The organism is Mycobacterium asiaticum (assembly GCF_001673365.1).
In the GTDB taxonomy this organism is placed as follows: Bacteria; Actinomycetota; Actinomycetes; order Mycobacteriales; family Mycobacteriaceae; genus Mycobacterium; species Mycobacterium asiaticum_A.
Genome location: NZ_LZLS01000104.1, coordinates 35459 through 62335, shown reverse-complemented (window position 1 = coordinate 62335; position 26877 = coordinate 35459). Strand labels below are relative to the sequence as shown.

Here is a 26877-nt window from a genome sequence, read left to right as displayed (position 1 = left end):
CTATTTTGTCCTCGCGGTTTGGCTGGCTTGCTGTTTGGCCCAACGATAATCGGCTTTCCCGTTACCCAGGCGGCGCACTTGGTCGACGACTATAAACGCCTTGGGCACCTTGAACCGAGCCAAGGTGGCCGCGCAGTGCGAATGCCATGCTTCGGAGTCCGAGTCGGCGCCGTCGCGCAACTCGACCAGGGCCACCACTTCCTGACCCCAGCGCTCGCTGTCGCGGCCGACCACCAACGCATCGGCGACAGCGGGATGCGCGCGCAGCACCTCCTCGACCTCCTCGACAAAAACCTTTTCCCCGCCCGTGTTGATCACCAACGAATCACGCCCGAACAACCGCAGCGTGCCATCGGCATCCACCGAGGCGCGGTCACCCGATATCACCACCCGCTGCCCGTCCACCACCGGGAACGTCTTGGTCGTCGCGGCCTCGTCGTCGAAGTAGCCCAATGGAATACGGCCTTTACGCGCCACCCAGCCGATCTGCGGATCGCCCGCGTCGAGGAACCGACTGTAGTCCTCCGACAGCACCAGTCCGCCGTCGCGGATCGTGAAAGTGTCGGCGTGAGTGCCCGCCCGGCTGTGCCCGAATCCCATGTTGCCGGTCTCCGAAGAGCCGTAGCCGTTGATCAAGACGATGTGCGGCAGATGCTTCAGCAGGGCCTGCTGGTATTTGAGGTTGGTGGCCGCGCCGCCGGTGCCGATCGCGAACAGGCTCGACAAGTTGTAGCTGCGCCGGCCGAGTTGCTCGACCAGCGGGGAGGCATAAGCGTCGCCGACCATGGTCATCAAACCGACCTTTTCGCGCTCGGCAATTTCCAAAACCGCTGCGGGGTCGAACTTCTGGCGAGTGTCATAGAGCACGACGGTCAGCCCCGACAGGATGGCCGAGAACGCCGTCCACATGCCAGCGGCGTGCATGAGCGGGGACACCGCGAACCATGGCTGACCGCCGTTGCGCACCTTGGCGTGGATCTCGTCGACCCCAGCGTGGTCGGCACCGTTCATCGACGCCACGTACATGTCGGATTGTCGCCACAACACGCCTTTGGGCCGACCCGTGGTACCGCCCGTGCAGATCATCAGCAGGTCGTCCGGTGACCCGTCGTGGACTCGATCGGAATGACCTTGTGCCAGTGCATCTTCGAGGGTGACCGCACCGGTGAGCTCGGCACAGTCGCTGCCATCGTCAATCGAGATCAGCAACTCGACGTCGTCACCAGGTAGCACGTCGGCGAACTTGGCGCCCAGGCTGCGGTGGTAGATGACTCCCCTGGGCTTGACATAAGCCAGCAGGTCCGACACTTCACGCGGGGTGTAGTAGTGGTTGACGTTGACCGGCACCACCCGCGCCTTCAGGCATGCGATGACCATGTCCGGATACAGGTCGTTGTGCATGATGAGCGCCACGCGATCCTGGCCGCACTCCCAGTTACCGAGCGCAGCGCGCTCGTGGTGTGCGCCGAAACCTTTGTCCGCCAGGTAGTTGGCCAGCCTACTGGTACGGCCGGCCGCTTCGGCGAAGGTACTTTGGCGGCCACCGCAGATCGTCATCACCCGATCGGGCACGGCTTGCGCAACAGCGTCCAGGACCGCCCCGATCGTCCATTCACTCATACCGGCGCGGCAACATTCGCGCCCAGAAGCTCAAGTGCATTGTCGCGCATGACTTTACGGGTGTCTTCAGCGCTGAACTCGGGGAACTGCGGGATGTCGGCGGTGAACGCCATCGGATCGGCAAGTCCCTCACCGTGTGGCCAGTCCGAGCCGAACAGGACCTTGTCGACGCCGATGGTTTCGGCCAGCAGTTTGACGTCGTCTTCGTAATAGGGCGCGATCCAGACGTTGTTCCGCAACTGCTCCACCGGATCTTCCTTGAAGTGATAGGGCGCGGTGTTGGCCGCCTTCTTCAGTCGCTTGATCAACCGGAATACGAAGTACGAGCCGTTCTCGATGCTCGCGACCTTCAACTTGGGATGCCGGGTGAACACCTGATGCACGATCATCGATGCCATTGTGTCGTGTATCGCACGATCGTCCAGCAACACTTGGTCGAGCGGATCCTTCTTGCCGAATCCTTCGAAGGTGGCCTTCCCGCCCCACAGCGCGTTGATCGCCAGGTATCCGCTGTCGCTGAGGTGGAAACCGACCGGAATGCCCGCTTCGGCGAGCCGCGCCCACACCGGATCGTGCAGCGGATCCCCCAGCGAGCGAGGCTTGACCCGGCCAGGCACCGGAGCGGGCCGCACCAGCACCATCCTGGCGCCCTTGCCGAGCACGAACTCGACCTCCTCGACCGCCTTATCCGGGTCGGCCAACGAAATGATCGGCGCCGCAATGATTCGGCGGTCGGGCCGGTTGAAGCCCCAGTCTTCGTCGAGCCAGAGATTGAAGGCGTGCAGCGAAGCCATCGTGGCGTCGATGTCTGCCTTCAGGGCCTCCTCGACTCCGCAGGCGAAGGTCGGCAACATGAACACCGTCTCGAGATTCTGGGTGTCCATCACCTTCACCCGGGCCTCGCGATCCTGATATTCGGGATGATTTTCCAGCCGGTCGACCTTCATCAACGACGCCGGATCGACCCCTTCTGGAATCTCGCCACGGAACAGCAGATCCAGACAGCCCGGTTCGATGATCGGGTCGAAGGTGGGGTTCGGAATGAACTGGTTGATCCGCTCGCCGATCACCGCCCAGGTGCGTTTGCCGTCGCGCAGCATCTGCACGCCGCGGCGCTTGAACTCCTTCGGTAGATGCCGAGTGAATGAATCGATGGGTTCGTAGTAGTGATTGTCGACGTCAATCGCTTGGTAGCCCAGCGTTGTCATCTCCGACGTCCTCTCGAATCTGTTCGGTTCCTCTAGTGTCGTCGCCATGAGTCAATAGCGGCGGAAATTTTGGTGGGCGCTTTTCGAAGAATGCGGTGATGCCCTCGATGAAGTCCGACCGCGTCATGGATTCGTGCATCAGCTGCTCGGCCCGGTTGCTCGTCTCCACGATTGGTAGCCCGGCGTCGGCATAAAGTTGCCGCTTCATCACAGCCAGCGAACTGGGTGCGCAGTTTCGGGCAATGTCCTCCGCATAGGCCAACGTCCGGTCCATCAACTGATCGCCCGGCAGGACCTGCTTGACCAACCCGAGCTCGGCCGCCTCCTCGGCCAGGAAAGTGCGTCCGGACAGCAGCAGATCGGTGGCCGTGCCCCAGCCGCACAGCCGCGGCAGGATCCAGGAAATGCCGTACTCCGCGACCAGACCCCGCCGCGCAAACGATGTGGTGAACTTCGCTCCGGCAGCGGCGAACCGGACATCAGCCATCAACGCCAGCGACAACCCGATACCCGCTACCGACCCGTTGATCGCGGCGATGACCGGCTTGCGCAACTGAGTCAGGTAGTACGGATGCTTTTCCGCGACCAGAGCGGTGACGTCGGTTTCGCGCGACGACTCCACGGTGGTCGAGGAGATCGAACCCAGATCACCCATGTCCGCGCCCACGCAGAACGCCCCGCCGCTGCCGGTAATTACGATGACCCGCACGGCACTGTCGGCCTCCGCGCTTTCCAGGTACCGGAAGAACGTTGACGTCAGCGCCCCGCCCCAGGCGTTTCTTCGCCGCGGCCGGTTGAGAGTGATCAGTGCCACGCCGGCAGCCGAAACCTGGTAGAGCACCGGCTCGTTCGGTGCGGCCGGCAGCTCCGCAACCACGCTGCCGTCGGTGCTCATCAAGACCGGTCCCCTAGTGCTGTCGAATCCTGGCGCGGCGCCCGCCCAACGCAACCGCGCAGTACATACTGTATACCTATCGGTAGCGCTTTCTGCAATGCGGCTACGACCCGCCCCCGGCCGTGTCAAAAGCCTGATCAGAGCTGATATCAGCGACCCGTCCCGGTTGCCTGGACCGCTGGCTTTACGGGGCTTCCGACATCACGGCCCCACACGCTTCCTTGCCTACTGTAGTAATTACCGTAGGCTCTTTCTTTTGCCGCCGGCGAGCACGCCCGTCGGGGTTTGCGCGGCCGGAAACCTCTGACGGGAGGCTGTGATGGTGAAGGTAATGCAGGGCTTTCGAATCCTGGAGGTTGCGCAGTTCACGTTCGTCCCGGCCGCGGGCGCGATCCTCGCGGACTGGGGAGCCGACGTCATCAAGGTCGAGCACCCGGTGCGCGGCGACACCCAACGTGGCTTCCTCAACATGGGCGGCATTCAGGTCGATCCCGACCGGCATCCGCTGATGGAACATCCGAACCGGGGCAAACGCAGCGTCGGCATCGACGTCTCCACGCCCGGCGGCCAGGAAGTGCTCTACGAACTGGCTAAGACCTCCGATGTGTTCCTCACCAATTACATGCCCGCACAGCGGCAGAAGAACAAGTTCGACGTCGAGCACATCCGTGCCGCCAACCCCGACATCATCTACGCCCGCGGATCCGCCTACGGCGACAAAGGCCCCGAACGCGACGTCGGCGGCTATGACGGGACCGCGTTCTGGACCCGCAGCGGGGTGGGCTACGCACTGACTCCCGAAGAACTGGGTGGTGCACTGGGACAAGGCATTCCCGCGTTCGGCGACTCCATCGGCGGCATGTTCATCGCCGGCGGCATCTCGGCCGCGTTACTGCACCGGGAACGCAGCGGAGAAGCCGTGGAGCTGGACGTGTCGTTGTTGAGCACCGCCTGGTGGGCAGCGGGTGCGAGCGTAACGCAGGGCATGGAGACCGGCGAGGTGATGCGCTCGCACATGCCGGGTTCGCTGGCACCGTCGGTGAATCCCTTCATGGGCAATTACGCCACGTCGGACGGCTCCACCATCAACTTGTGCATCATCAGCCCGACCGGGTTGATCCGCGACACTTTCGAACACCTCGGCATCCCGGACGCGGCCGACGATCCTCGCTTTTGCGACGTGCTTCCGTTGATCCAGAACGCCGACGCAGCGGCGGAGTTGATCTCGAAGGCGTTCGCCGCCAAGTCATTTGAGTACTGGCGTCAGCATTTGAAGACGATGCGCGGCCAGTGGGCGCCCTTCCAGAGTCTCATCGACCTGGCCAGTGACGAACAGGCTCTGGCCAACGACATGGTCACCGAAGTCGAAGTCGCCAGCGGCGGCGCACCGTTCAAGGTGGTGCGCGGACCAGTTCAGTTCAACCACGAACCGCTTCAAACCACCAGAGCGCCCCAGGCCTCGGAGCACACCGAGCTCGTTCTGATGGAACTCGGCCTGGATTGGGACCGCATCGCCGAACTCAAAGACTCCGGTGCTATCGCTTGAACGTGAGCTCCGGGAATTGCGGAGGCCGCTTCTGCAGGAAACTCACGATGCCTTCGATGACGTCGGGTCGCGGCAGCGCCTCCCACATCAGCGCCTCGGCCTCGGCCGTTGCGGTTGCGACGTCGTGTGAGGCGTCACCGTAGGCCTGCCGCTTGATCACCGCCATCGCGGTAGGCGAACAGTACTGGGCGATGTCCTCGGCGTATTTCAGGGCGCGGGGCATCAGTTCTTCGGGCGCCACGACTTCCTTGACGAGGCCGAGCGCGGCCGCCTCCTCAGCCAAAAAGGTACGGCCACTTAACAACAGGTCGAGCGCGACGCCCCAGCCCACCAGTCGAGGCAGGATCCAGGAGATGCCGAATTCGGCGATCAGCCCGCGACGGGCGAACACCGCGCCGAATTTTGCGCCCGCGGCGGCGAAGCGAACATCGCACATCAGTGCCTGGGTCAGACCGATTCCCACGCACGGGCCGTTAATCGCCGCGACGACGGGTTTGCGCAACTCCGTCACGAAATGCGGTGGGCGCTCACCCACCAGGTCGGCGACGCTCTTGCCGCCGGCACTTTCCAGGGACTCCCCGACGCCGCCTGACGAACTCGACGACCCCAGATGGGCACCGGCGCAAAACGCCCGCCCGCGGCCAGTCAGCACGATCACCTTGATCGCGGGATCTTCTTCGGCACGATCGACCGCGTCGTAGAACGCCGGCGCCATGTCGGGTCCCCACGCGTTGAGACGCTCGGGACGATTGAGCGTGACTATGGCAACGCCGCTGGGCGTGGCCTCGTAAAGTACCGCGGGTTCGGCGTCCGAGCTCATCGGTGACTCCTCGCGACGTGCGGATACGGTAGGCGATTCGCCCTTACCGTATACCTCTCGGTACCGCGTCCTTTTCGTCGCTGTCGGAGACGCCGTTACCGGGACACCCGCCGTCCCGTCACGAGTTTGACGATCGCCAGCAGGATCACCGCTCCGAGCAGGCACGTCAGGAACGAAAACATCAGTCCGCCGCCGGCCACGTCGACGCCGAACCCGCGCAACAAGAAGCCACCGATCAAACCACCGACGATGCCGACCACGATGTTGAGAACGACGCCCATCTGCGCGTCGGTCTTCATGATTTTGCTGCCGATCCACCCGGCCAGACCGCCGATGATGATCCAGCCGATGACTCCCAGCGTGAGCATGTCCGATTCCTTCCAGTGCAACGCGGCGCCGCGCGGCGCCGAACTAACCCCGGTATGCCCGGTTCTGCGTCCGGTAATCCAGGGTTTGACGGATAGCGAAGTAGGGGTACCGATAGCAGGTGAACACGACGAAAGCGGTGGCTCATCGTGCGCGGCAGGCGCGCGGGCTGGCACTGCGTGCTCAACTGGCCTGGATGCTCGCCCAGCTGTTGCTGTGGGTGTTGCTGATCGGCGCGGTGGTCGGGGCCGCTGTGTGGGCCTGGCACCGCTTCAAGTCCGGCCCCGATTCCGGTACTGCATCGGCGCCTGCTTCGCCGACCCCGGCACAAACCGTGACGAGCGACACGTCGGCGGCAGGTTTGTCCGGATAGCCGGGATGGGAAAAGAGTTGCAGGACAAGGCCGAGGCGCAACGCCACGCGACCCGACAGGAAACAGAGACGGAGAAGGCTCGCGGCGAGGCCAAGGTGCAGGAGGCACGCTAGGAAGCCCACCAATAGCAAAACACGCGCGGAGGGCCCGGTCGGATACGGCCGGGCTCTCTGCATGTATTCAGTTGTGTTGCAAGGATTTAGTCAACCAGTCCCAGCCGTCGGTACGCGGCCTCGATCTGCGTCTTGGCTTCTTGGGGTAGGTGCGCTTGCGGCGGGCGGGAATGCGGATACGAACCGATAGGCAAACCCAGCACGGAAGCGGCGTATTTGAACGCTCCACCCCAGTGGGTGAAGTAGTCCGCCCGTCCCGGATAGCGGGTAAACCACCCGCCGATATCCAGGTCGAACTGATCCAGGCCCGACTCGCGCCCATAGTCCATCGCCTCGAGCAACTTGTCGGCCAGCACCAAATCCCAGTACTCGGAGAACAATCGGCGCTCCGGCGTCTCGAACAGATAAGCCGCGGTACCCAGTTGTGCCGGGCAGACGATTCCGGCGCGCAGCCATCCGGCGCGGTATACGGTTCGGTCGCACTCCCAGAGCACCAGTCCAGGTGCCAGTTCGTGCAGTTGCCGGCTGTTTTCCGGCCGAAATGCGCCTTCCTTGGTGGCACACACCGCGGGCACTTCGTCGTAAATGCGCGCCGCCTCGGCCGCGGTCAGCACATAGCCAGACGACGGTGAGTTGAACATGCCCAGAGCGATATCCGTGCGAGCCGCGATGTACTCGAAAAACCTCAGCACGCCCGCACCGCCGTGGGTCTCCATCATCGGGGTCTGGATGTAGGCGATGTCAGCGCCGGCCTGCTGCGCGTGCAGTGTCAGCTCCAAGCAATCCTTGGCTGCCATCGCGGCGGTGCAGGCTTGAATGACGACGTCGGGGTTCGTGCGCCGGCCCTCTTCGATCGCCACCTCCAGCAATCGTTTACGTTCCTCGATCGTCAGCGCCCAGAACTCGGCCAGTCCGCTGGTGCACCACAACATCGGATGTCCGAGATCGCCGACGCAGTATCGCACCAGAGTTCGGTAGGCCTCCCAATCGATGTCGTCGCCGTCGGGACCGGCGAACGGCGTGTACAGGGAGTCGCCGATGCCCCGCAGCGCGCCGCGCGCCCAAGCCCGCGCCTCCTTGGCCTTGGCCATCCCAGCTCCTCTCAGCTGAAGTCGGAACCACCGCCGACGTCGACGTTCGCCGCGGTCATTAACGAGGTACGGTGCGGTGCCAAAAGCGATGCCAAAAGCGCTGCCATTGGCCTGATTTCGGCAGATATGGCCAGACTGGGATGCGCTGCGCTGGTGTGCGTCGGGGGATGGGAATCGCACCAGCCGACAGTTCGCCGGGCCCGGCGACCGGTCATTCTCGCCACCCCGCGATGTATACCAAAAAGCCTACGATAGGTATTACAGTAGCAGATGAAAGTGCATCAAAACGACCACATACCGTATGGTTGACGGTCGGCCAACAGGGCTCGACGGCGTGCTCAGGACAGATCGTGATGGAGGTGCCCGGGAGTGGCAAAGCAGGCAACTGCGGAGAAGCGTCAGCGCCGCGAACGCGGGTCCATCAATCCCGACGACATCATCAGTGGCGCTTTCGAACTCGCCGAGCAGGTCTCGATCGACAACCTGAGCATGCCACTGCTCGGCAAGCACCTCGGCGTCGGCGTCACCAGTATCTACTGGTATTTCCGCAAGAAGGACGATCTGCTCAACGCGATGACCGACCGCGCCCTGAGCAAGTACGTGTTCGCCACGCCTTACGTGGAGGCCAAAGACTGGCGCGAAACATTGCGCAACCATGCCCGTCTAATGCGGAAAACGTTCATGGGCAACCCAATACTGTGCGACCTCATCCTGATCCGGGCCGCATTGAGCCCCAAGGCCGCCCGAGTCGGGGCGCAGGAGATGGAGAAGGCGATCGCCAACCTGGTGGAGGCGGGTCTTTCACCCGAGGACGCGTTCGACACCTACTCCGCGATATCGCTGCACGTCCGCGGATCCGTGGTGCTACACCGACTCTTCGAAAAGAACCAGACCTCAGACGAGGGACGACGCACGATCGAGGATGCCGTCGGTCTCGATCCAGAGACCACCCCACTGATTGCGCAAGTGACCGGCAAAGGCCACCGCATCGGGGCGCCCGACGAAACGAACTTCGAGTACGGCCTCGAGTGCATTCTCGACCATGCTGCTCAGTTGATCGAAAAGGCTGCCGCGCCCGCGCGGAAAGCCAACAAGTCGACACCGCGCAAGTCCGCCACGAGGTCGCGGTCCGGCCGGTAGCACGAATTACGTTCTCACGCCTCGGGTTCGGGTTCAGGTACGTGGAAGTGTTCGTCGCGTAGCCGGAAGGCTTCTTTGGTGCCGTGCTCGGCCCGCGTCTTGACGAAATTGAATTCTCCGGCCGCGAACTGCAGGTTGGTGCCGTACGCGTGGAACAGATAGCTGGCGACTTCCTCGCCCTGATATGCCTGGCTCTGCTCGACGAGCCGGAAGGCCTCCTTGGCGATAACTACCCCGTCGGCGGGCATTTTGGCTGCCTTCTGCGCCCAGTACCGGGCACGTGCGGTCACCGATCCGGGATCGCATGTCTCAGTGAAGATCCCGAGATGAGCGATCTCAGCGGCTTCGATGATGTCGCCGGTGAGCAGCAGCCGCCGGGCCAGCACCGGGCCCAGCCGGTGGAAGAACATATGCAGACTGCCCAACGCAGGTCCGAGGAATCTCGTTGCCGGCATGCCGATTTTGGCGTCTCGGGCGATCACCGCGATGTCGGCCATCAGCGCTATCTCGAAGCCGCCACCCAGCGCGTAGCCGGCGATCTCGGCGACCGTGACCTTCGGAAAGCCCATCAGGTTGTGATAGAAGCTGAATGACTTGCGGTCCACCGCAAGTCGACGACGTTGGCTGGGCCGGGTTCGTTCGCCGCGATCGGCGCCGCGGGCCGCCTCCCCGTACCAGCCGTATGCGTTGTTCATGTCCGCGCCGGTGCTGAAGGTTCCGCCCTCGCCGCGCAATAGCACCACTGTGAGATCGTCGTCCTCGGCGACGACGTCCAGGGCCCGGGCGATGGCGTCGCGCATCGCCGGGTCGTAGGTGTTGCGGTGCTTTGGGTTGTTAAGTGTGATCGTGGCGATGCGCCGCTCGTGGTCCACATCGAAAAGCACCCGGTCGTCAGCGGTGTCCGAGGCCGTCATGAGTCGAACTCCTTTCGGCGCCTGCCGAATTGGGTGGTGGCGAGCTGTTCGGGCCGGGAGGCCAGGGTATCGACCTCGCCGATGCAGAGCACCTCGTCGCCGAGCAGCAGCCGGGTCGTCGAGGTGATCCCGCGCTCGACCTGAGAGCGGGTGACATCGAAGTGCAACTCGGTCAATACCGGTGTCGGCCGGCGGAAGGTCACGGTCAGCGACCGAGTCTTACCGGACAGGCCGGTGACGCAATTTTGGTGCTGCATCACGCAGTCGAAGAAGACGCCTAGGAAACCACCGTGAACCAGGCCCGGCGGACCCTCGTACGCCAGGGGGAAGGTGACACGTCCGAGGGCCAGCTCGGCGCCGATGTGGTCGAACCGGTATTCCGGGAAACACGGGTTGTAGGCCCCGATGTCGGTCGCGTGATCGAGGTAAATGCGGCGGGTATCGTCGGCGCGCTCCCCGATTCGCGGGGCCAGATCAGTCGGGGCGGCAGCCCCCAGTTCCTGCTCCCAGACGGCGAACTGCGCCAGCATCCCCTCTACCGTCGGGTGCGGGTGTTCCAGCGACAGCAGCAGAGAGGTGAGGCGCCGGATGGCGGCCGCGGCGGCGACGGTCTGGGCTAGCGGCGCTTCACCGAATCTGGCGTCACCGGGAGCTATCGAGTCCGTGCCGTCGGCCATGCATCCTCAGCTCTTCGCGGTTGCCCGGTTTCCGGGCTCCCACCGGCGGTGTTTCCGGCGGTAGGGTTTCCTTGCTAACTTATACACCGTAGCAATCGTATCGCCTACTGTATGGGTAACCGTATGGATGGGGACAGGTGTGGAAAGGCCGGGGCCAGGGTGAGCCAGCAGGTCGACGAGGCCGGCGCCGACGGGTCCGTGACGACATCGCACGACGGCGCGGTGCTGCGCATCACGTTGGATCGACAGTCACGGCGTAATTCGTTGACTCATACGATGATTCAGACTCTCGTCGACGTCCTGTCCGACGCGGCGACCGACTACTCGCTGCGTGCGATTCACCTCACGGGCGCCGGCACCGACTTCTGCGCCGGCGCCGACTGGATCGCCACCAACTCCCCCGATGGTGAACGTCCTCGCACCGGCGATCTGGTGCGGCGCGTCCCGCACGCCGCCAATCGCGTCATCGAACTCATCCACACCATCCAGCTGCCGGTGGTGTGCAGCGTGCAGGGCTGGGCCGCCGGCATGGGCTGCAACCTCGCCCTGGCCGCCGACTTCACCGTCGCCACCACAGATGCCGTCTTCTGGGAGCCCTTCACCGAGCGCGGCTTCAGCCCGGACTCGGGCTCCACCTGGTTGCTTCCGCGGTTGGTGGGCGTGGCCCGTGCCAGGCGGATGCTGCTGCTCGGCGAGCAGGTCAACGGCGTCGATGCCGCCGACTGGGGCATGATCCACTGCGCCGAGCAGGCGGCAACGTTTCGAAACACCGTCGAGGAACTGTTGGCGCGGCTGGCAAATGGACCGACGGTTGCGATCGGACTTGCCAAGCAGGCCTTGGACTTCGGACAACGGGCGACGTTGAGCGAGTCAATGACCCAAGAGCTGTTCAACCTGGAATTGTCCTGCCGAACAAGCGATTTCAAAGAGGGTCTGGCGGCTTTCCGACAACGACGTGCACCAGACTACAAAGGTCGCTGAACGGCCGAGAAGGGACGCATCGATGCCGACGTTTGACACCATCAGTTATGAGGTCGACGGGCACACCGCCACGATCACCCTGAACCGTCCGGAAGCGCTGAACGCACTCAGCCCACACATGGTCACCGAGCTCCGAGCGGCCTACACCGAGGCCGAGGACGATGACCAGGTGTGGTTGACCGTCGTCACCGGAACGGGTCGTGCGTTTTGCACCGGGGCCGACGTCAAGGCCATTCCCGAAGACGGCAAGGTGATTTACGAACGGCCCTACCTGTCGACTTACGACCAGTGGGAGGCGCCGCAGGAAGGCACACCGCCGTTTCGCACCATGGCCAAGCCCGTCATTACCGCGGTGAACGGTTTGTGCTGCGGTGCGGGCATGGACTGGGTCACGACATCCGATATCGTCATCGCCTCCGAGCAGGCAACGTTTTTCGATCCGCATGTCAGCATCGGACTGGTGGCCGGGCGGGAGCTGGTGCGGGTGTCGCGGGTGCTACCCCGCTCGATTGCGCTACGGATGGCGTTGATGGGCAAGCACGAACGGATGGATGCCCAGCGCGCCTACGAGCTCGGTTTGGTCAGCGAAGTCGTCGCCCACGAGCGGCTGCTGGACCGCGCTCGCGAGATCGCCGATATCGTCAACTCCAATGCGCCGCTGGCGGTCCGGGGAACCAGACTGGCAATACTCAAAGGCTTCAATGTGCCGCTGCACGAGGCCGAGATCCTCGCCGAAACCTTTCGGGAGCGGGTGTTACGCACCGAGGATGCCCAGGAAGGCCCACGAGCTTTCGTCGAGAAGCGCAAGCCGAATTGGCAGTGCCGGTGATGTTCGAAACCATCCTGCTTGACATCGATGCCGCCGACCATGTCGCAACCATCACGCTGAATCGGCCCGCACAGCTCAACGCGTTCAATCGCACCATGTGCATGGAGATGGCCGAAGCGTGGCGCACCGTCAAACTCGACGATGCTGTGCACGCGGTGGTACTGCGGGCCGCCGGCACGCGCGCGTTCAGTGCCGGCCTCGACGTCAAGACGCCATACGGTCAACCCGAAAACATCTGGAACCATGAGGATCCCGGTGAATTCCTCAGCCCCAAGTGGCAGAAAATGTGGAAGCCCGTGGTGTGCGCGGTTCAGGGCATGTGCACTGGGGGCGCATTCTATTTCGTGAACGAAGCCGATGTGGTCATCTGCTCAACGGACGCAACGTTTTTCGACTCGCATGTTTCGGCGGGTCTGGTATGCGCGCTGGAGCCGATCGGGTTGATGCGGCGGGTAGGGCTGGGCGAGACGTTGCGGATGGCACTGATGGGCAACGACGAGAGGATCAGCGCTGACACCGCCCTGCGCATCGGGTTGGTCTCAGAGGTGGTTGATACGGACCGATTGTGGACACGTGCGCACGAGCTGGCCGCGACGATTGCGGCCAAGCCGCCGTCGGCAACCCAGGGCACCGTCAAGGCAATCTGGGAGTCGCTGGACAAGCCCTACCGCGTGGCTATGGAGCAGGGTCTCATCTACACGCGGCTGGGCAACCCGATCGGGCGAGCCGAACTAGACGCCCAGCCCCCCGACAAGCGGAAGCCGCAGATCCGCTAGTGCCCGTTCACCCGCTCACCCGGCGCATTGCCGATGTATTGGATCTGCAACCGGATTCGCCGGCCCTCGAATACCCCGAATACGACGTATACGGGGGCCGGTGGTTGTCGTGGGGACAGCTCGGCGCTGCGGCCTGGCAGATAGCGGCACTGGCGCAGTGCGGCGACGTCGGGATGCTGTTGCGTAACAAGCCCGCGCATGTGGCAGCCTTTCTCGGTGTGCTGCTGAGTGGCGGGACGGTGGTCACCGTCAATCCCTCTCGCGGCGACGAACGCACCCGCGCCGATATCGAGGCGCTGCGGTTGCCGTTGATCATCGGGGAATCCGAGGACCTGGCGATTCTGGCCGCCAATACGGCTGGGGCGGAGACGGTTTCGATATCCGGGCTCTTCGATCGGCCTGCCCAAGCACCGACTGTTTCGAGTGGCTGTTCGGATGTGGCAGTCCGAATGCTCACCAGTGGCACCACCGGCCCGCCGAAGCGCATCGACCTGCATTACGACATGCTGGCCTACAGCGTGATGGGCCGCGACTACCGCACCGCCGCCACGCCTGCCGAGGTGCGTCGCGGGGTGGCCATCGTTAACTCACCTCTGGTGCATATCGGCGGTGTATTCCGAGTGCTGCAATGCATCGCGGAGGCAAGGCCTTTCGTCCTGCTGGAGCGATTCGAGCTCCAAGCCTGGGCTGCGGCGGTGCGCAGGCACCGGCCACGCACGGTGTCGCTGGTTCCGGCCGCACTACGCACGGTGTTGCACTCGGACCTGACCCGCGACGACCTGTCCGGCATCCGGGCCGTCACCTGCGGGACCGCCCCGTTGTCCGCCGACGATGCCGATGCGTTTACCGACAAGTACGGAATTCCCGTCCTCACTTCCTACGCGGCAACCGAATTCGGGGGCGGGGTTGCCGGCTGGACGCTCGCCGACCACGAGCGCCACTGGAGCGTCAAGCGGGGCAGCGTGGGCCGCGCCAACGCCGGCGCACAACTGCGGGTGGTCGACGACGGCGGTGCGCCCGTGCCGGCAGACCAGGTGGGACAGTTGGAAGTCAAGCCGGGACAGCTAGGACCGTCGGCCCCATGGATGCGTACCACCGACATGGCGCGCATCGACTCCGACGGGTTTGTCTGGATAGTCGGTCGGGCCGATCAGGCGATCATCCGCGGCGGGTTCAAGGTGATGCCCGACGATGTTCGCGACGCGCTGGAGAGCCACCCTGCCGTCGCCGGTGCGGCCGTGATCGGACGCCGCGACGAGCGGCTCGGCGAGACACCGGTGGCGATGGTGGAGCTGCGGGGGTCCGCATCAGTCGACGAACTGGTCGAGTACTTGCGAAACCGGCTGGCCCGCTACGAGATTCCTACCGAGATCGCCATCGTAGCCGCCATCCCCCGTACCCCGTCCGGCAAGGCTGATCTGGGTGCCGTCAAAGGCTATTTCGCGGCCGACCATGCCCGGTGAGTTCGCAACAATCGCCCGGTTGCTTCGGCATCAGGCCGACTCGCGTGCCGATCACCCGCTGCTCGTCTGCGACGGGGAGCGGCTCAGCTACTCCGACACCGACCGGCGGTCGGCGGAACTGGCGCGCGAGCTGATCACGCTCGGCGTCGGCAAGGGCACACACGTGGGGGTGCTGCACCCCAACGGTTCCGACTTCGTCGTCGCCATGCTGGCGGCCGTGCGCATCGGCGCTGTGGTGGTGCCGTTCTCCACCTTCGCAACCACGCGCGAACTGCATCAGCAGCTGGTACACAGTGACGTGTCGGTCCTGTTGAGCGCGAGTTCCTTTCGCTCGCACGACTATGCGCGGCAATTGACCGAACTGCTCGGCGACATCGACTTATCGGGCCAATTGTTCTGTCCTACCGTTCCGCAACTTCGGCACGTCCGGATCGACCCGCGGCCCGGACCCGGCGCCGCGTTCGAGTTGCTGCGGGCGATGGAAGACGATGTCGACGGATCTGACGTGATGACGATTGTGTACACGTCAGGCTCGACCAGCGCCCCCAAGGGGGTGGTGCACACCCACTCCGCACTGCTCGAGCACCAACGCAATCTCAATGCGATTCGCGGCCTGAGCGCCCAGGACAGATTGTTCTGCAACTCGCCGTTCTTCTGGATCGGCGGGTTGGCATTCGGGCTGCTGGCCACCTTGGTTGCGGGGTCGACACTGGTCTGCTCCAACGCCACGGATGCAGGCGCGGTCCTCGATCTGATCGAAGCCGAAAAGCCCACCATTACCAACGGATTCGTGGCAGGCATCGCGCACTTGGCTGAACACCCGAGCTACCCGCGTCGCGACCTGTCCTCCCTGCGGCGCGGCAACCTCTACCCGATCATGGCGCCCGATACCCGGCCGGCCGACCCGGAACTGCGGCACAACATGCTGGGGATGACCGAGGCCGGCAGCGTGTTGTTGATCAGCGGCGACGAATCCGACCAACCCGAGCACCGGCGCGGCTCGTACGGCAAGCCGGCGCCGGGCTTCGAGACGATGATCGTCGACCCCGCTACCGGCGCACCCGTCCAAGGCGGCACGGTAGGCGAACTGTGCATCCGCGGGCCGTATGTGATGCAGGGGTACTACAAGCGCAGCCCGGAGACGTGCTTCGACGCCGATGGCTGGTTCCACACAGAAGATCTGGTGCGCGCCGACGATGACGGGTTCTTCTATTTCGTGGGCCGGCGGTCCGGCATGATCAAGACCGCAGGGGCGAATGTCTCTGCCGCCGAAGTCGAAAAGGCAATAGGTGCCCTCGGTTTCACCGCGCACGTGTTCGGGTTGCCCGACGCGGATCGCGGCCAACTCGTGGCTGCGGTCATCGTTTCGGCGGAGGGCTCTGTCGAGTTCGACGAAGCGACGCTGCGCGAGCGCCTCAAAGCCGATCTGTCGGCGTATAAGGTCCCCAGGCGTTTCGTCGCCGTGCCTCGCTCCGACATTCCGCTGCTGTCCAGCGGGAAAGTCGACACCGCACGACTGAAGAAGTTGTTCTCGTGACCGACACCGTCGATTCACTGGTGCGATCGCAAGCCGCCCGGCATGGTGCCAAGCCCATGGTGATCGACCCGGGTGCGCGGGTCAGCTATGCCGAACTCGATGCGAGCACCGCCGCTTTGGCCGCGGCATTCCTTGCCCAAGGGGTGCGCAAGGGCACCCGGGTTGCACTGGTCATGCCCAACTGCTCGCGCTGGGTGCAGATCGCGATCGCGCTGACCCGCATCGGCGCCGTACTGGTTCCGCTGAGCACCCTGCTACGGCCCGGCGAACTCGTCGCGCAACTGCGCATGGCGTCGGTGCAGTTCCTGGTCGGTGTCGAAGAGTTCCGTGGCAATCGCTACCTCGACGCAGCCCGGTCGGCGTCTCCGATTGAACTTCCTGCCCTGCAACATATCTGGCCGATAGACCGATTCGCGCAGCCCACTGCTCTCGAACCGGCGCGACGCGTCGCCGATGCCCTAACCACGACGGTCACCGCCGCGGACCCGCTCGTCATCATGTTCACCTCGGGAAGCAGTGGCCCACCCAAGGGCGTCATGCACTCGCACGGAAGCGCGCTGGGAGCAGTGGAATCGGGCCTGGCAGCCCGGTGCATCACCTCCGACACTCGGTTGTATCTGCCCATGCCGTTCTTCTGGGTCGGTGGATTCGGCAGCGGCATCCTGTCGGCCCTTCTCGCGGGGGCCACCCTGGTGACCGAGGAACGGCCGCAACCCGATACGACCCTGCGCTTACTGCAACGGGAGCGCGTGACGCTGTTCCGAGGCTGGCCGGACCAGGCAGAAGCGTTGGCGCGGCATCCCGACCGGATACGGACCGACCTGTCCGCGTTACGCCCGGGCAGCCTGGAAGCGCTACTGCCCGTCGAGCAGCGTGCGGCCAAGGGCGCACGGGCAACACTATTCGGCATGACCGAGGCTTTCGGCCCCTACAGCGGCTACACCGCCGACACCGACCTCCCCCGGTCGGCCTGGGGCAGCTGCGGAAAACCCTTTCCCGGCATGGAAGTTCGCATCGTCGATCCGGATAGCGGCGAGCCCGTCCCCGCCGAAACGATCGGCATGATCCAGCTTCGGGGCCCGCACACACTACGCGGAATCTGCCGCCGCAGTCGCGACGAGTTGTTCACTGCCGACGGGTTCTATCCCACCGGCGACCTCGGGCGCCTCGACGCCGACGGCTTCCTGTTCTACCACGGCCGCTGCGACGACATGTTCAAAGTCAGTGGCGCCACCGTCTATCCGAGTGAGGTCGAAAAGGCACTGCGCAGCATCGACGGTGTGGACAACGCCTTCGTCACCAACCTGTCCGCCGCTACCGGCGGGCGGGTGGGTGCGGCTGTGGTGTGCCGCGGCCTGACCGTGAGTCAGTTACGTTCGGCGGCAAGGCAATTACTCAGCTCGTTCAAGGTGCCGACCGCGTGGGTTTTGTTGGCCTCCGATGACGACGTCCCACGCGGCGGCACCGGAAAGGTGGACATCGCGCGATTGCGCGAGATGCTGTTGAGCCGAGCCGACCCCTAGGGGACGCGCGTCCACGGTTGACAGTTCTGCGACTCGAAAGCTTTCACCGACGTGTTGATGTTCGCGAACATCGGGCCGACGGAGATATTGGTCTGCAGCACATGCTCTTTGTTCGCGTCCGGAGTGCTGTAGGTGAACCATGCGCACATCGAGTCCTGGGTCGGCACGTTGTTGATCCACACTCCGAAGGTCGACGCCGACCCGGCGGTGCGGTAGAGGCCGGGTGCAACATCAGGCCCCACCACGAACACACCGTTGCCTGGGATCGGGTCCAGCGGGTCGGCCGCGGCAGGCGGCGCCAGAGCGATCGTGGACACGCACGCAACCATCACGGCGATCGTACGGGTGGACTGCATTTTTGCAGCGTATGCCCAGCGGCGCCGGACTACCAACAGATCACCTTCACCTCATGTGATTCGCGGTAGCGGAACGCGGTCGCCGACTTCACCGTTGTCATCGCGCAATGCCGGGCTGGCCAGTCCCTCCCGAAGCAACCAGCGGGCCAGTTCCAGCGTCTCGGCGATCTCAGCCTCCGTCAACGCCAGCCCCTCGGGCTGCAGGCGAAGCGCGATCACTCCGTTCCACGCACCCCACAGATACCGGGTCAGGCGCATCGAATCGACGGCACGTGCCTCCCCCGCGGTAATCGCGTCGTCGATCTGCGCGGCGAACCGCGCCAGCAATTCACCGACCCGGTCGCGGATCTTCGCCTCGGGTCCCTCGTCACCGGAAAGTGGTGTGGTACCGGGGTTTCGGTAAGCCAAGAAGTGGAACGCGCCCGGGCGCTCGAGATGGAACCGTAGGTAGGCGTCGCCGCCGGCGAGGACCCGCTGCAAAGCCGTCAACGCCGGATCCTCGCTCCGCGTCATGTAGTCGGCGAACAACTCAAGGGACCGATCGACGAGGTGTAGATACACACCCCGCTTGCCGTCGAAATGGGTGTAGATCGAGCCGACCGACACGTCGGCCGCTGCGGCGATCTCCTCGATACGCGCTGCGTCGTAGCCTTCGCGACTGAAGACCACCTCGGCGGCATCCAGGATCATCGTCCGGGTCCGCGCGCGTCTGCGTTCGGCTCGAGCGTGGCCAACTGACACGGGCACAGGATAAGCCTGGAGGCCAATTAGAAGTCAATTCATAAACTGAATGCCCTTCCAAAACAGCCCTTCAACTGGCATCCTCTCTGCTATGGGCGAATGTGCGGACGTCGTCATTGTCGGAAGTCGTTGCGCGGGTAGCGCCGCCGCAATCGCCTTCGCACAGCGCGGCCGCAGCGTCATCGCGCTCGACGGCACGAGTTTTCCCTCGGACACCCTGTCCACCCACCTGTTCTTCCCGCACCACTGGGCCGAGTTGGAACTGCTGGGCGCCCGCGACCGGGTGCTGCAACTCGGAGCACCGATGCATACTCGCGCCGGACTGGCCGCACCTGGCGTCGAAGTGGTCGGCAGATTCGATCCCCGGCAACGCAACGCCGCCGGTAGCTGTGTGCGGCGGCCCGGGTTGGATCTCGCGCTGGTTCAGACCGCGCGCGCGGCCGGAGCGCAAGTGCGAGAACGCATTCGGGTGACTGATCTGCTGCGTGACTCGAACGGTCGGGTCACCGGGGTAGGTTACCGGGGACGAAGGGGAGCCTCTGAGGGTTCTGAAGGCACGATCAGCGCCAAGTTGGTGGTGGGAGCGGACGGTAGGCGCTCCACCGTGGCGCGCTTGGTCGCTGCCGGCGAACACCACCGTTGGGACAACCAACGCATGATGGCCTACGCCTATTACGAGGACACCCGCGACGATCTGCGCGAGCTGGCCATGCAATGGCGCTACGGCGACGACCTGGCCACTGTGTTCCCTTGCGACGGTGGGCAATTGGTGGCGCTGCTGATGCCACCGGTGTACCGCGGTGATGAGTTCCGGCACGATTCCGAAGCCGCATTCACCGATGCGATTCGACGGGTTCCCCCCTTCTCAGACCGACTGAGCGAGTGTAATCGAGTCGGCAAGATCCGGGTGTCGCATTCCCACCCGTCGTACTTCCGACACTCACAGGGACCCGGGTGGGCGCTGGCCGGCGACGCGGGCCACTTCAAAGATCCGGTGACGGCCCAGGGTATTCGGGACGCCCTGCGCTTCGGAAGGTTGCTGGGCGAGGCGACGGCAGCCCATCTCGACAATCCGCGCGGGCTCGATGCGGCACTGGTTGCCTGGGAGCACGACCGCGACGAGCAATGCCTGCCGATGTACCAGTGGGCCAACCTGCTCGGCCGCAGCGACACGCTATCCCCGATCGAGGATGCGGCCTACCGCTGGTTCGCGCGGCGACCCGACGGGGCTACCGAGCTACTGGATGTCTTCTCCCGCAACCGCTTACCGACCGATGTCTTCACGGCGGGCCGACTGGTCCGGTGGGTGGCGGCGGCAGTGCGCGACCCGAAGGTGTCGCGCACTGAGCTGTGGCGAACCGTGCGTCGCGACGTGCGGCGAGAAGTGGACCGCATGATCGAGCAGCGACTGTTCGCCCGCCGCCGGGCCGCCTCAGCCGTCCGGGGCACGAGCGTGCAGACATTGCCAGCGACCACTTGAGCCTGAGCGGCGCGTCACCGTACCGCTGTGCATACTCGCTAAGCCGGGCAGGACTACCCCTGCGCTTGCACCACCACGCCACGTTCGATGAGGTGGTCGATCAACGGAATTGCGCTGGCGGCAAGGTGTTCGGACATCGCCGCGCGCGCCGCGGCCTCGTCGTGATCCCCGAGTGCGGACAGCACCCGCCGATGGTCCTTGACGGCCTGGTCCGGCCAGTGCTCGATCATCGGGAACACCGATTGGGGTGCATAGCGGGTGATCTGCGACATCAGCTGAGCCAACTTCGGCGAGTCCGCAGCGATATTGATGGCTCGGTGGAACTCGTGATTGAGTCGCACTTTCTCTTCGTCGTCACCGGCATCGTAGGCCGCCTCGAGCCGCACCTGGATTTCGTTGAGATCGCGCAACTGCTCGTCGGTGATGTGCAGGGCGGCCCGCCCCGCGAGCTTGCCGCCGACGTGCGCCTGCACGTTAGCCACATCGGCAAGATCACGCTGGGTCAACGGCAACACCACGAATCCCCTCCGCGGCTGCTGCGCGACCAGACCTTCGGCACGTAGCGCAAACAACGCCTCCCGCACCGGCGTGACGCTTATCCCCAACTCCACGGCCAGCTGATCGAGCCGGACATACTGTCCGGATGCATACGTGCCCTCGAAGATCCGCTGACGGATCACGCCGGCGACATCTTCCGAAAGCTGCGGCCGCGCACCGAAATCCGGGACTCCCATTGCGTCACGCCCGGTACTCGTCGAGCAGCCGTTTGCTGATGATCTGCTTTTGAATCTCGCTGGTGCCCTCACCGATGAGCAGGAACGGCGCGTCCCGCATGAGCCGTTCGATCTCGTACTCCTTGGAGTAGCCATAACCGCCGTGGATCCGGAAGCTCTGCTGGGTCACCTCCGAACAGAACTCACTGGCAAGGTATTTCGCCATGCCCGCGGCCACATCATTGCGCTCGCCGGAATCCTTCAATCGCGCAGCATTGACCATCATCAGATGTGCCGCTTCGACTTTGGTGGCCATTTCAGCCAACTGGAACGCGACGGCCTGGTGCTCGGCGATCGGCTTGCCGAAGGTCTGACGTTGCTGGGCGTAGCGCACCGCGAGCTCGAAAGCCCGAATCCCGATCCCGCATGCTCGCGCCGATACGTTGACCCGACCAACCTCGATGCCGTCCATCATTTGAAAGAAGCCTTGACCGGGCCGGCCGCCCAGGATGTCATCGGCGCTGGCGCCGTAGCCGTCGAAGATGAGTTCGGTGGTGTCGATGCCCTTGTAGCCGAGCTTGTCGATCTTGCCCGGAATGATCAGACCGGGAAGCACTTCACCAAATCCGGTTGGCTTCTCGACCAAGAACGCGGTCAGATTGCGGTGGGGTTTGTCGGCGCCCTCGTCGGTGCGCACCAGCACGGCCACCAGCGTGGAGCTGCCACCGTTGGTGAGCCACATCTTCTGTCCGTCAATGGTGTAGGTGCCGTCGTCGTTGCGGGTCGCCCGAGTACGAATTGCCGCAACGTCAGAGCCCAATTCCGGTTCGGACATCGAGAATGCGCCTCGTGTCTCGCCGACAGCCATCCGCGGCAGGAACCGTTGCTTCTGCTCGTCGGTACCGTGCTGGCGCAGCATGTAGGCCACGATGAAGTGGGTGTTGAGCACGCCGGACACGCTCATCCAGCCGCGCGCGAGTTCCTCGACGCACAGCGCGTAGGTCAGCAGCGACTCGCCGAGCCCGCCGTACTCCTCGGGGATCATCAGGCCGAACAGGCCCATGTCGCGCAAGCCGTCGACGATGGCCTGCGGGTAGGTGTCGGTGCGTTCGAGTTCCGGCGCGGTTGGAATGATCTCTTTGTCGACGAATTGCCTTACGGTGGTGACGATCTCGGTCTGAATCTCGGAAAGGCCGAGCGTCTGGGCGAGTCTGGTCATCAGCTGGTTCCTATCGTCCTCGCGGTCGTTAAACGCGCGATGTCGTCTTCGGTCAAACCCAGGTACTCGGCCAGCAGATCGGCAGTGTCAGCTCCCAATCCGGGCGCGGCGGTCGCGGCTGGGTGGACGCCGTCGAACGCGGCCGGCATGGCCGGGGCCAGGTAGTCGCCGACACCCGGCTGGTGCAGCCGGGAAAACAATGGATTCTCAGTCACTTTGGGGCCAGCGGCGACTTCGGCGAAGGTGCGGTACCGCTCCCACAGCACCGAGGTGCCCGACAACGCGGCGGTGATTTCGTCGCCGTTGTGATCGGCGAACCAAGTGCCGAATAGCCCGGACAGCACGTCGCGGTACCGGTAGCGATCGCCCTCGGACCCGAAATCGACCCCAAGCGCCTCGGCCAGTGCCGTCACGGCGGCCCCGGTGCCGGTGATGTCGACCAGGTCACGAAGATGGCGTCTGGTCAGCAGCACGACCATGAACCTGGACCCGTCTCGGCCGACGAAGTCCTGTCCGTACTGGCCGTAGACGGAGTTGCCCAACCGTTCGCGTTGCGTCCCGATCACCTGAGGCTCGGTGAGCAATCCAAGATTGCCCGCCGTGGCCAACGCGACGTCTTCTAGCGCGATGCTGATGCGCGCCCCGGCCCCGGACTGTTCGCGACGGTGGAGGGCGGCGACGACGGACAGCGCGGCATACAGACCACAGCTGACGTCCCAGGCCGGCAGCACGTGGTTGATCGGGCCCGCGTGCTCGGCCGGACCGGTCACGAGGGGGTATCCGATCGCCGCGTTCACCGTGTAGTCCACCCCGGTGGATCCGTCGCCACGTCCGAGCAGTTGGACGTGGATGACATCGGGGCGCTTGGCCGCCAAAGCCTGGTGCCCAAGCCAATTCATCCCGGCGGCGTTGGTGACCACGATGCCGTCACCTGCCACGATCAGCCGCTGTACCAGCTCCTGGCCTTCCGGTGAACGCAAATCGATGGTGGCCGAACGCTTCCCCTTGTTCAGTCCGGTCCAATAGATCGAGGTCCCGTCGGCGGCCAATGGCCAGCGCTGCGTGTCGGCACCCCCACCGATTGGGTCAACGCGGATCACTTGCGCGCCAAGCTGACTCAGTGTCATTCCGCACAACGGCGCGGCGACGAAGCTGGAGACCTCGACGACGGTGATGCCGGCAAGCGGCAACCCTGGGCTCGTCACGTGACCCGCTCGAAGACCGCCGCCAACCCTTGGCCTCCGCCGATGCACATGGTCTCCAATCCGTAGCGCGCCTGTCGACGGTTGAGTTCGCGCGCGAGGGTGGCCAGCATCCGGCCGCCGGTCGCTCCGACCGGATGACCCAGGGAGATGCCCGAACCGTGCACATTGGTCCGGTCGTGGTCGGCCGCACCGAAATTCCATTCCCGCATCACCGCGAGCGCTTGGGCGGCGAATGCCTCGTTGAGTTCGATGAGGTCGATATCGGCTAGGCGCAGACCGGCTTTGGCCAGCGCGACCTCGGTGGCCGGGACCGGACCGATGCCCATGATGTCCGGCGCGACCCCCGCTTGGCCCCACGACACCAGGCGCACCAACGGGGTCAGACCGTATTCGGCGGCCTTGTCGTGTGTAGTGACCACGCACAAGGATGCCGCGTCGTTCTGCCCACTGGCATTGCCGGCGGTCACGGTCGCCTCCGGGTCATCCTTGGCCAGAACGGGTTTGAGCTTGCCCAGCGATTCCACCGTGGTGTCGGCGCGGGGGTGTTCGTCGGTGTCGAGGACTTCGTCGCCGTGGCGGCTGGTCACCGTCACCGGAACTATCTCCGCGGCGAGGATGCCGTCCTTTTGCGCGGCGACCGCGCGCTGGTGTGAGCGCACCGCGAGTTCGTCTTGCTCTTGGCGGGAAATGTCGTACTGACGGCGCAGGTTTTCGGCGGTTTCCAGCATTCCCCCCGGTACCGGATAGTGGCGACCGCCGGCGGTGGTACGGCCACGGGCCAACCCGTCGTGGACGCGTATGCCCGAACGCGCTCCGCCCCAACGCATGTCGGTGGAATAGAAGGAGACGTTGCTCATGCTTTCGCAGCCGCCGGCGATCACGAGGTCGTTGTCGCCGGTGCTCACCTGCAGGCACGCTTGGATTACCGCCTGCAGGCCGGATCCGCAACGTCGGTCGACCTGCATGCCGGGGACGGACACGGGCAGCCCGGCATCCAGTGCGACCACGCGACCGATTGCGGGCGCCTCACTGCTGGGGTAGCAGTGGCCGAGGATGACGTCCTGCACGGCATCCGGCGCGATGCCGGTGCGCTCGAGCAAGCCCTGCAGTGCCGCGACGCCGAGATCAACTGCGCTCTGCGACTTGAACATTCCGCCGTAGCGGCCAATAGGTGTGCGGAGCGGTTCGCAGATGACGGCTTCTTGCCGAGCCCCGCCGGTCATAGGTGCCGACCGCCGGTGATTTCCATGACCGTGCCGGTCATGTACGACGACAGATCTGACGCCAGGAATAACGCGACGCTGGCCACTTCGCTGGGCTCACCGGCCCGACCCATCGGAACCTCGGCGACCTTGGAGTCCCAAATCCGTTGTGGCATGGCTTCTGTCATGGCCGAACGAATTAGTCCCGGCGCGATCGCGTTGACCCGCACCCCGAGGTAGGCAAGTTCTTTGGCGGCTGCTTTCGTCATTCCGACGATGCCGGCCTTGGCAGCCGAGTAGTTGGTCTGGCCGATCATCCCGACCTTGCCCGACACCGAGGACATGTTGATGATGGCGCCGCGTTTGTTTTCCCGCATGACTGCGGCCGCCAACCGGGTGCCGTTCCAGGTTCCCTTCAAATGAACGTCGATAACCTGATCGAACTGTTCCTCGGTCATCTTGCGCATGGTCGCGTCGCGAGTGATGCCGGCATTGTTGACCATGATGTCCAGCGCACCGAACCGATCGATCGCGGTCTGGATCAAAGCCTCGACATCAGCAGCCTGCGTCACATCGCAACGCGCGGCAATCGCTACATCCTGTCCGCCCAGTTGCTGCGCCGCCGCCTCGGTAGCTTCCAAATTCACATCACCAAGCACCACCCGCGCACCCTCGGCAACGAAGCGCTCCGCGATCGCGAAGCCGAGACCTTGTGCAGCACCTGTGATTACCGCAGTCTGACCGTTCAGCAACGACATGTATCACGCATCCCTAGTTGTCCGGCCCCCGAGAAACCACGGCAGCCACCATCAATCCAATATCGTATTTCGTATACGATATTGCCATTGTTGCCGCGCCTGCCGGAAGGGGCCCCCTGACCGATGACTGCCGAAGTCAGCGACGAGGATTTCCAGGAGATCCACCAGCAGACACGTCAGTTCGTCCGTACCGCGGTTGTCCCGCGTGAGCAGGAGATTCTCGACGAAGACCGGGTGCCCGACGACCTGCGCGATCAGGCCAAGCAAATGGGCCTGTTCGGCTACGCGATCCCCCAGGAGTGGGGCGGCCTCGGCTTGAACCTGATGCAGGACGTCGAATTGGCGATGGAGTTGGGCTACACGTCACTGGCGGTGCGGTCGATGTTCGGCACCAACAACGGCATCGCCGGACAGGTTCTCGTCGGGTTCGGCACCGACGAGCAGAAAGCCCGCTGGCTGGAAGGCATCGCATCCGGCGACGTCGTGGCCTCCTTTGCGCTGACCGAGCCCGGTGCGGGATCCAACCCGGCCGGCCTGAAAACCAAAGCCGTTCGCCAAGATGGGCTTTGGGTGATTACCGGTCAGAAGCGGTTCATCACCAACGCGCCGACGGCCAACTTGTTCGTGGTTTTCGCCCGTACCCGACCGGCCGACGATCAGGGCCCAGGCATCGCCGTATTCCTTAATCCCGCGGACTCCCCCGGCGTCGAGATCGGCACCAAGGACGCCAAGATGGGCCAGGAAGGCGCCTGGACTGCCGATGTCAGCTTCGACGACGTGCGGGTGGATGACAGCGCCCTGATCGGCGGCAGCGAAGACATCGGGTACCGGGCCGCCATGACATCGTTGGCGCGCGGACGAGTGCACATCGCCGCGATCGCTGTCGGCGCCGCCCAGCGTGCGCTCGACGAATCCGTGGCGTACGCGGCGACGGCGACCCAGGGCGGCACGCCGATCGGAAATTTCCAGTTGGTGCAGGCGATGCTCGCCGATCAGCAGACGGGAGTGCTTGCCGGGCGCGCCTTGGTTCGGGATACCGCACGGCAATGGGTCACCAACTCCGACCGGCGTATCGCGCCATCGGCGGCCAAGCTGTTCTGCACCGAAATGGCCGGCAAGGTAGCCGATCTCGCGGTGCAGATCCACGGCGGCAGCGGCTACATGCGCGGCGTCCCCGTTGAGCGGATCTACCGGGATGTCCGGCTGCTGAGACTGTATGAGGGGACCAGCGAGATTCAGCAGTTGATCATCGGTTCCAACCTCGTCAAGGCCGCACAGCGCGGAGCTTAAGCGTCGCCGGCGGTCAAACACGGACCGCGACAGATAACCTA

26 protein-coding genes are annotated in these 26877 nt (G+C 64.4%); 11 read left to right on the top strand and 15 right to left on the bottom strand.

What is annotated here, in order from left to right; translation table 11 throughout:
• Genes A5634_RS12385 through A5634_RS12375 form a run of 3 tightly spaced genes read right to left on the bottom strand, consistent with a single transcriptional unit; the run spans nucleotide 1 to nucleotide 3723 of the window.
• Nucleotides 1-1620, bottom strand: coding sequence for an acyl-CoA synthetase (locus A5634_RS12385; protein ID WP_065144339.1), 1620 nt, complete (start codon nucleotides 1618-1620; stop codon nucleotides 1-3).
• The gene (locus A5634_RS12380) at nucleotides 1617-2828 is read right to left on the bottom strand and encodes an amidohydrolase family protein (protein ID WP_065144338.1); all 1212 of its coding nucleotides are present in this window, start codon (nucleotides 2826-2828) and stop codon (nucleotides 1617-1619) included. Before A5634_RS12380 ends, A5634_RS12385 begins: the two co-directional genes overlap by 4 nt.
• The gene (locus tag A5634_RS12375; RefSeq protein WP_065144337.1) at nucleotides 2800-3723 is read right to left on the bottom strand and encodes an enoyl-CoA hydratase; all 924 of its coding nucleotides are present in this window, start codon (nucleotides 3721-3723) and stop codon (nucleotides 2800-2802) included. Before A5634_RS12375 ends, A5634_RS12380 begins: the two co-directional genes overlap by 29 nt.
• A gap of 331 nt (nucleotides 3724-4054) precedes the next feature.
• Here A5634_RS12375 and A5634_RS12370 point away from each other — a divergent pair, with 331 nt between their 5' ends.
• Nucleotides 4055-5269, top strand: coding sequence for a CaiB/BaiF CoA transferase family protein (locus A5634_RS12370; RefSeq protein WP_065144361.1), 1215 nt, complete (start codon nucleotides 4055-4057; stop codon nucleotides 5267-5269).
• On the opposite strand, the gene A5634_RS12365 is transcribed toward A5634_RS12370, so the two are convergent.
• Nucleotides 5259-6089 (bottom strand): enoyl-CoA hydratase, encoded by an 831-nt coding sequence (locus A5634_RS12365; RefSeq protein ID WP_065144336.1) that lies wholly within the window; start codon nucleotides 6087-6089, stop codon nucleotides 5259-5261. The two genes, A5634_RS12370 and A5634_RS12365, sit on opposite strands and share 11 nt — an antisense overlap.
• A gap of 95 nt (nucleotides 6090-6184) precedes the next feature.
• The gene (locus A5634_RS12360; protein WP_065144335.1) at nucleotides 6185-6457 is read right to left on the bottom strand and encodes a GlsB/YeaQ/YmgE family stress response membrane protein; all 273 of its coding nucleotides are present in this window, start codon (nucleotides 6455-6457) and stop codon (nucleotides 6185-6187) included.
• Between the two features lie 119 nt (nucleotides 6458-6576).
• Here A5634_RS12360 and A5634_RS12355 point away from each other — a divergent pair, with 119 nt between their 5' ends.
• Nucleotides 6577-6828, top strand: a complete 252-nt coding sequence (locus tag A5634_RS12355; protein WP_065144334.1) for a hypothetical protein — start codon at nucleotides 6577-6579, stop codon at nucleotides 6826-6828.
• A gap of 199 nt (nucleotides 6829-7027) precedes the next feature.
• Here A5634_RS12355 and A5634_RS12350 read toward each other — a convergent pair whose 3' ends face one another.
• Nucleotides 7028-8032 (bottom strand): dihydrodipicolinate synthase family protein, encoded by a 1005-nt coding sequence (locus tag A5634_RS12350; RefSeq protein WP_065144333.1) that lies wholly within the window; start codon nucleotides 8030-8032, stop codon nucleotides 7028-7030.
• Between the two features lie 369 nt (nucleotides 8033-8401).
• On the opposite strand from A5634_RS12350, the gene A5634_RS12345 reads away from it, so the two are divergent.
• On the top strand, nucleotides 8402-9172 hold the full coding sequence (locus tag A5634_RS12345; protein ID WP_065144332.1) for a TetR/AcrR family transcriptional regulator: 771 nt from the start codon (nucleotides 8402-8404) through the stop codon (nucleotides 9170-9172).
• 14 nt (nucleotides 9173-9186) lie between these two features.
• Here A5634_RS12345 and A5634_RS12340 read toward each other — a convergent pair whose 3' ends face one another.
• Complete coding sequence (locus tag A5634_RS12340) at nucleotides 9187-10086, bottom strand: enoyl-CoA hydratase/isomerase family protein (protein WP_065144331.1); 900 nt, start codon at nucleotides 10084-10086, stop codon at nucleotides 9187-9189.
• On the bottom strand, nucleotides 10083-10763 hold the full coding sequence (locus tag A5634_RS12335) for a hypothetical protein (RefSeq protein WP_065144330.1): 681 nt from the start codon (nucleotides 10761-10763) through the stop codon (nucleotides 10083-10085). The genes A5634_RS12340 and A5634_RS12335 overlap by 4 nt, the downstream gene beginning before the upstream one ends.
• A 159-nt stretch (nucleotides 10764-10922) precedes the next feature.
• On the opposite strand from A5634_RS12335, the gene A5634_RS12330 reads away from it, so the two are divergent.
• Genes A5634_RS12330 through A5634_RS12305 form a run of 6 tightly spaced genes read left to right on the top strand, consistent with a single transcriptional unit; the run spans nucleotide 10923 to nucleotide 17872 of the window.
• Nucleotides 10923-11744, top strand: coding sequence for an enoyl-CoA hydratase/isomerase family protein (locus A5634_RS12330; protein ID WP_065144360.1), 822 nt, complete (start codon nucleotides 10923-10925; stop codon nucleotides 11742-11744).
• 22 nt (nucleotides 11745-11766) lie between these two features.
• Nucleotides 11767-12573 carry an enoyl-CoA hydratase/isomerase family protein gene (locus A5634_RS12325; RefSeq protein WP_065144329.1) on the top strand — a complete coding sequence of 269 codons (807 nt, stop codon included), beginning with the start codon at nucleotides 11767-11769 and terminating at the stop codon, nucleotides 12571-12573.
• Nucleotides 12573-13349: an enoyl-CoA hydratase/isomerase family protein gene (locus A5634_RS12320; RefSeq protein ID WP_065144359.1), complete on the top strand. Its 777-nt coding sequence runs from the start codon at nucleotides 12573-12575 to the stop codon at nucleotides 13347-13349. The genes A5634_RS12325 and A5634_RS12320 overlap by 1 nt, the downstream gene beginning before the upstream one ends.
• Complete coding sequence (locus A5634_RS12315) at nucleotides 13349-14812, top strand: AMP-binding protein (protein WP_065144328.1); 1464 nt, start codon at nucleotides 13349-13351, stop codon at nucleotides 14810-14812. The genes A5634_RS12320 and A5634_RS12315 overlap by 1 nt, the downstream gene beginning before the upstream one ends.
• Nucleotides 14802-16349, top strand: a complete 1548-nt coding sequence (locus A5634_RS12310; protein ID WP_065144327.1) for a class I adenylate-forming enzyme family protein — start codon at nucleotides 14802-14804, stop codon at nucleotides 16347-16349. Before A5634_RS12315 ends, A5634_RS12310 begins: the two co-directional genes overlap by 11 nt.
• 56 nt (nucleotides 16350-16405) lie before the next feature.
• A complete protein-coding gene (locus A5634_RS12305) occupies nucleotides 16406-17872 on the top strand; it encodes a long-chain fatty acid--CoA ligase (protein ID WP_253861569.1) in 1467 nt (488 codons plus the stop codon).
• Here A5634_RS12305 and A5634_RS12300 read toward each other — a convergent pair.
• Both A5634_RS12300 and A5634_RS12295 read right to left on the bottom strand, forming a co-directional pair.
• A complete protein-coding gene (locus tag A5634_RS12300) occupies nucleotides 17869-18228 on the bottom strand; it encodes a hypothetical protein (RefSeq protein ID WP_065144325.1) in 360 nt (119 codons plus the stop codon). The genes A5634_RS12305 and A5634_RS12300 overlap by 4 nt on opposite strands.
• Nucleotides 18229-18279: 51 nt before the next feature.
• A complete protein-coding gene (locus A5634_RS12295; RefSeq protein ID WP_253861567.1) occupies nucleotides 18280-18969 on the bottom strand; it encodes a TetR/AcrR family transcriptional regulator in 690 nt (229 codons plus the stop codon).
• A gap of 91 nt (nucleotides 18970-19060) precedes the next feature.
• On the opposite strand from A5634_RS12295, the gene A5634_RS12290 reads away from it, so the two are divergent.
• Nucleotides 19061-20449: an NAD(P)/FAD-dependent oxidoreductase gene (locus A5634_RS12290; protein ID WP_065144323.1), complete on the top strand. Its 1389-nt coding sequence runs from the start codon at nucleotides 19061-19063 to the stop codon at nucleotides 20447-20449.
• 53 nt (nucleotides 20450-20502) lie between these two features.
• Here A5634_RS12290 and A5634_RS12285 read toward each other — a convergent pair whose 3' ends face one another.
• From A5634_RS12285 to fabG, 5 genes are read right to left on the bottom strand one after another with little or no spacing between them, the layout of a single operon-like run.
• Nucleotides 20503-21183 (bottom strand): GntR family transcriptional regulator, encoded by a 681-nt coding sequence (locus tag A5634_RS12285; RefSeq protein ID WP_065144322.1) that lies wholly within the window; start codon nucleotides 21181-21183, stop codon nucleotides 20503-20505.
• A 4-nt stretch (nucleotides 21184-21187) separates the two neighbouring features.
• Complete coding sequence (locus A5634_RS12280; protein WP_065144321.1) at nucleotides 21188-22381, bottom strand: acyl-CoA dehydrogenase family protein; 1194 nt, start codon at nucleotides 22379-22381, stop codon at nucleotides 21188-21190.
• Nucleotides 22381-23586, bottom strand: coding sequence for a CoA transferase (locus A5634_RS12275; protein WP_065144320.1), 1206 nt, complete (start codon nucleotides 23584-23586; stop codon nucleotides 22381-22383). The genes A5634_RS12280 and A5634_RS12275 overlap by 1 nt, the downstream gene beginning before the upstream one ends.
• The gene (locus A5634_RS12270) at nucleotides 23583-24809 is read right to left on the bottom strand and encodes an acetyl-CoA C-acetyltransferase (protein WP_065144319.1); all 1227 of its coding nucleotides are present in this window, start codon (nucleotides 24807-24809) and stop codon (nucleotides 23583-23585) included. The genes A5634_RS12275 and A5634_RS12270 overlap by 4 nt, the downstream gene beginning before the upstream one ends.
• Entirely contained in the window at nucleotides 24806-25546 is a 741-nt protein-coding gene (fabG, locus tag A5634_RS12265; protein WP_065144318.1) for a 3-oxoacyl-ACP reductase FabG, read from the bottom strand. The genes A5634_RS12270 and fabG overlap by 4 nt, the downstream gene beginning before the upstream one ends.
• Before the next feature lie 123 nt (nucleotides 25547-25669).
• Here fabG and A5634_RS12260 point away from each other — a divergent pair, with 123 nt between their 5' ends.
• Nucleotides 25670-26836, top strand: a complete 1167-nt coding sequence (locus A5634_RS12260) for an acyl-CoA dehydrogenase family protein (RefSeq protein WP_065144317.1) — start codon at nucleotides 25670-25672, stop codon at nucleotides 26834-26836.
• Nucleotides 26837-26877 lie beyond the last annotated feature (41 nt).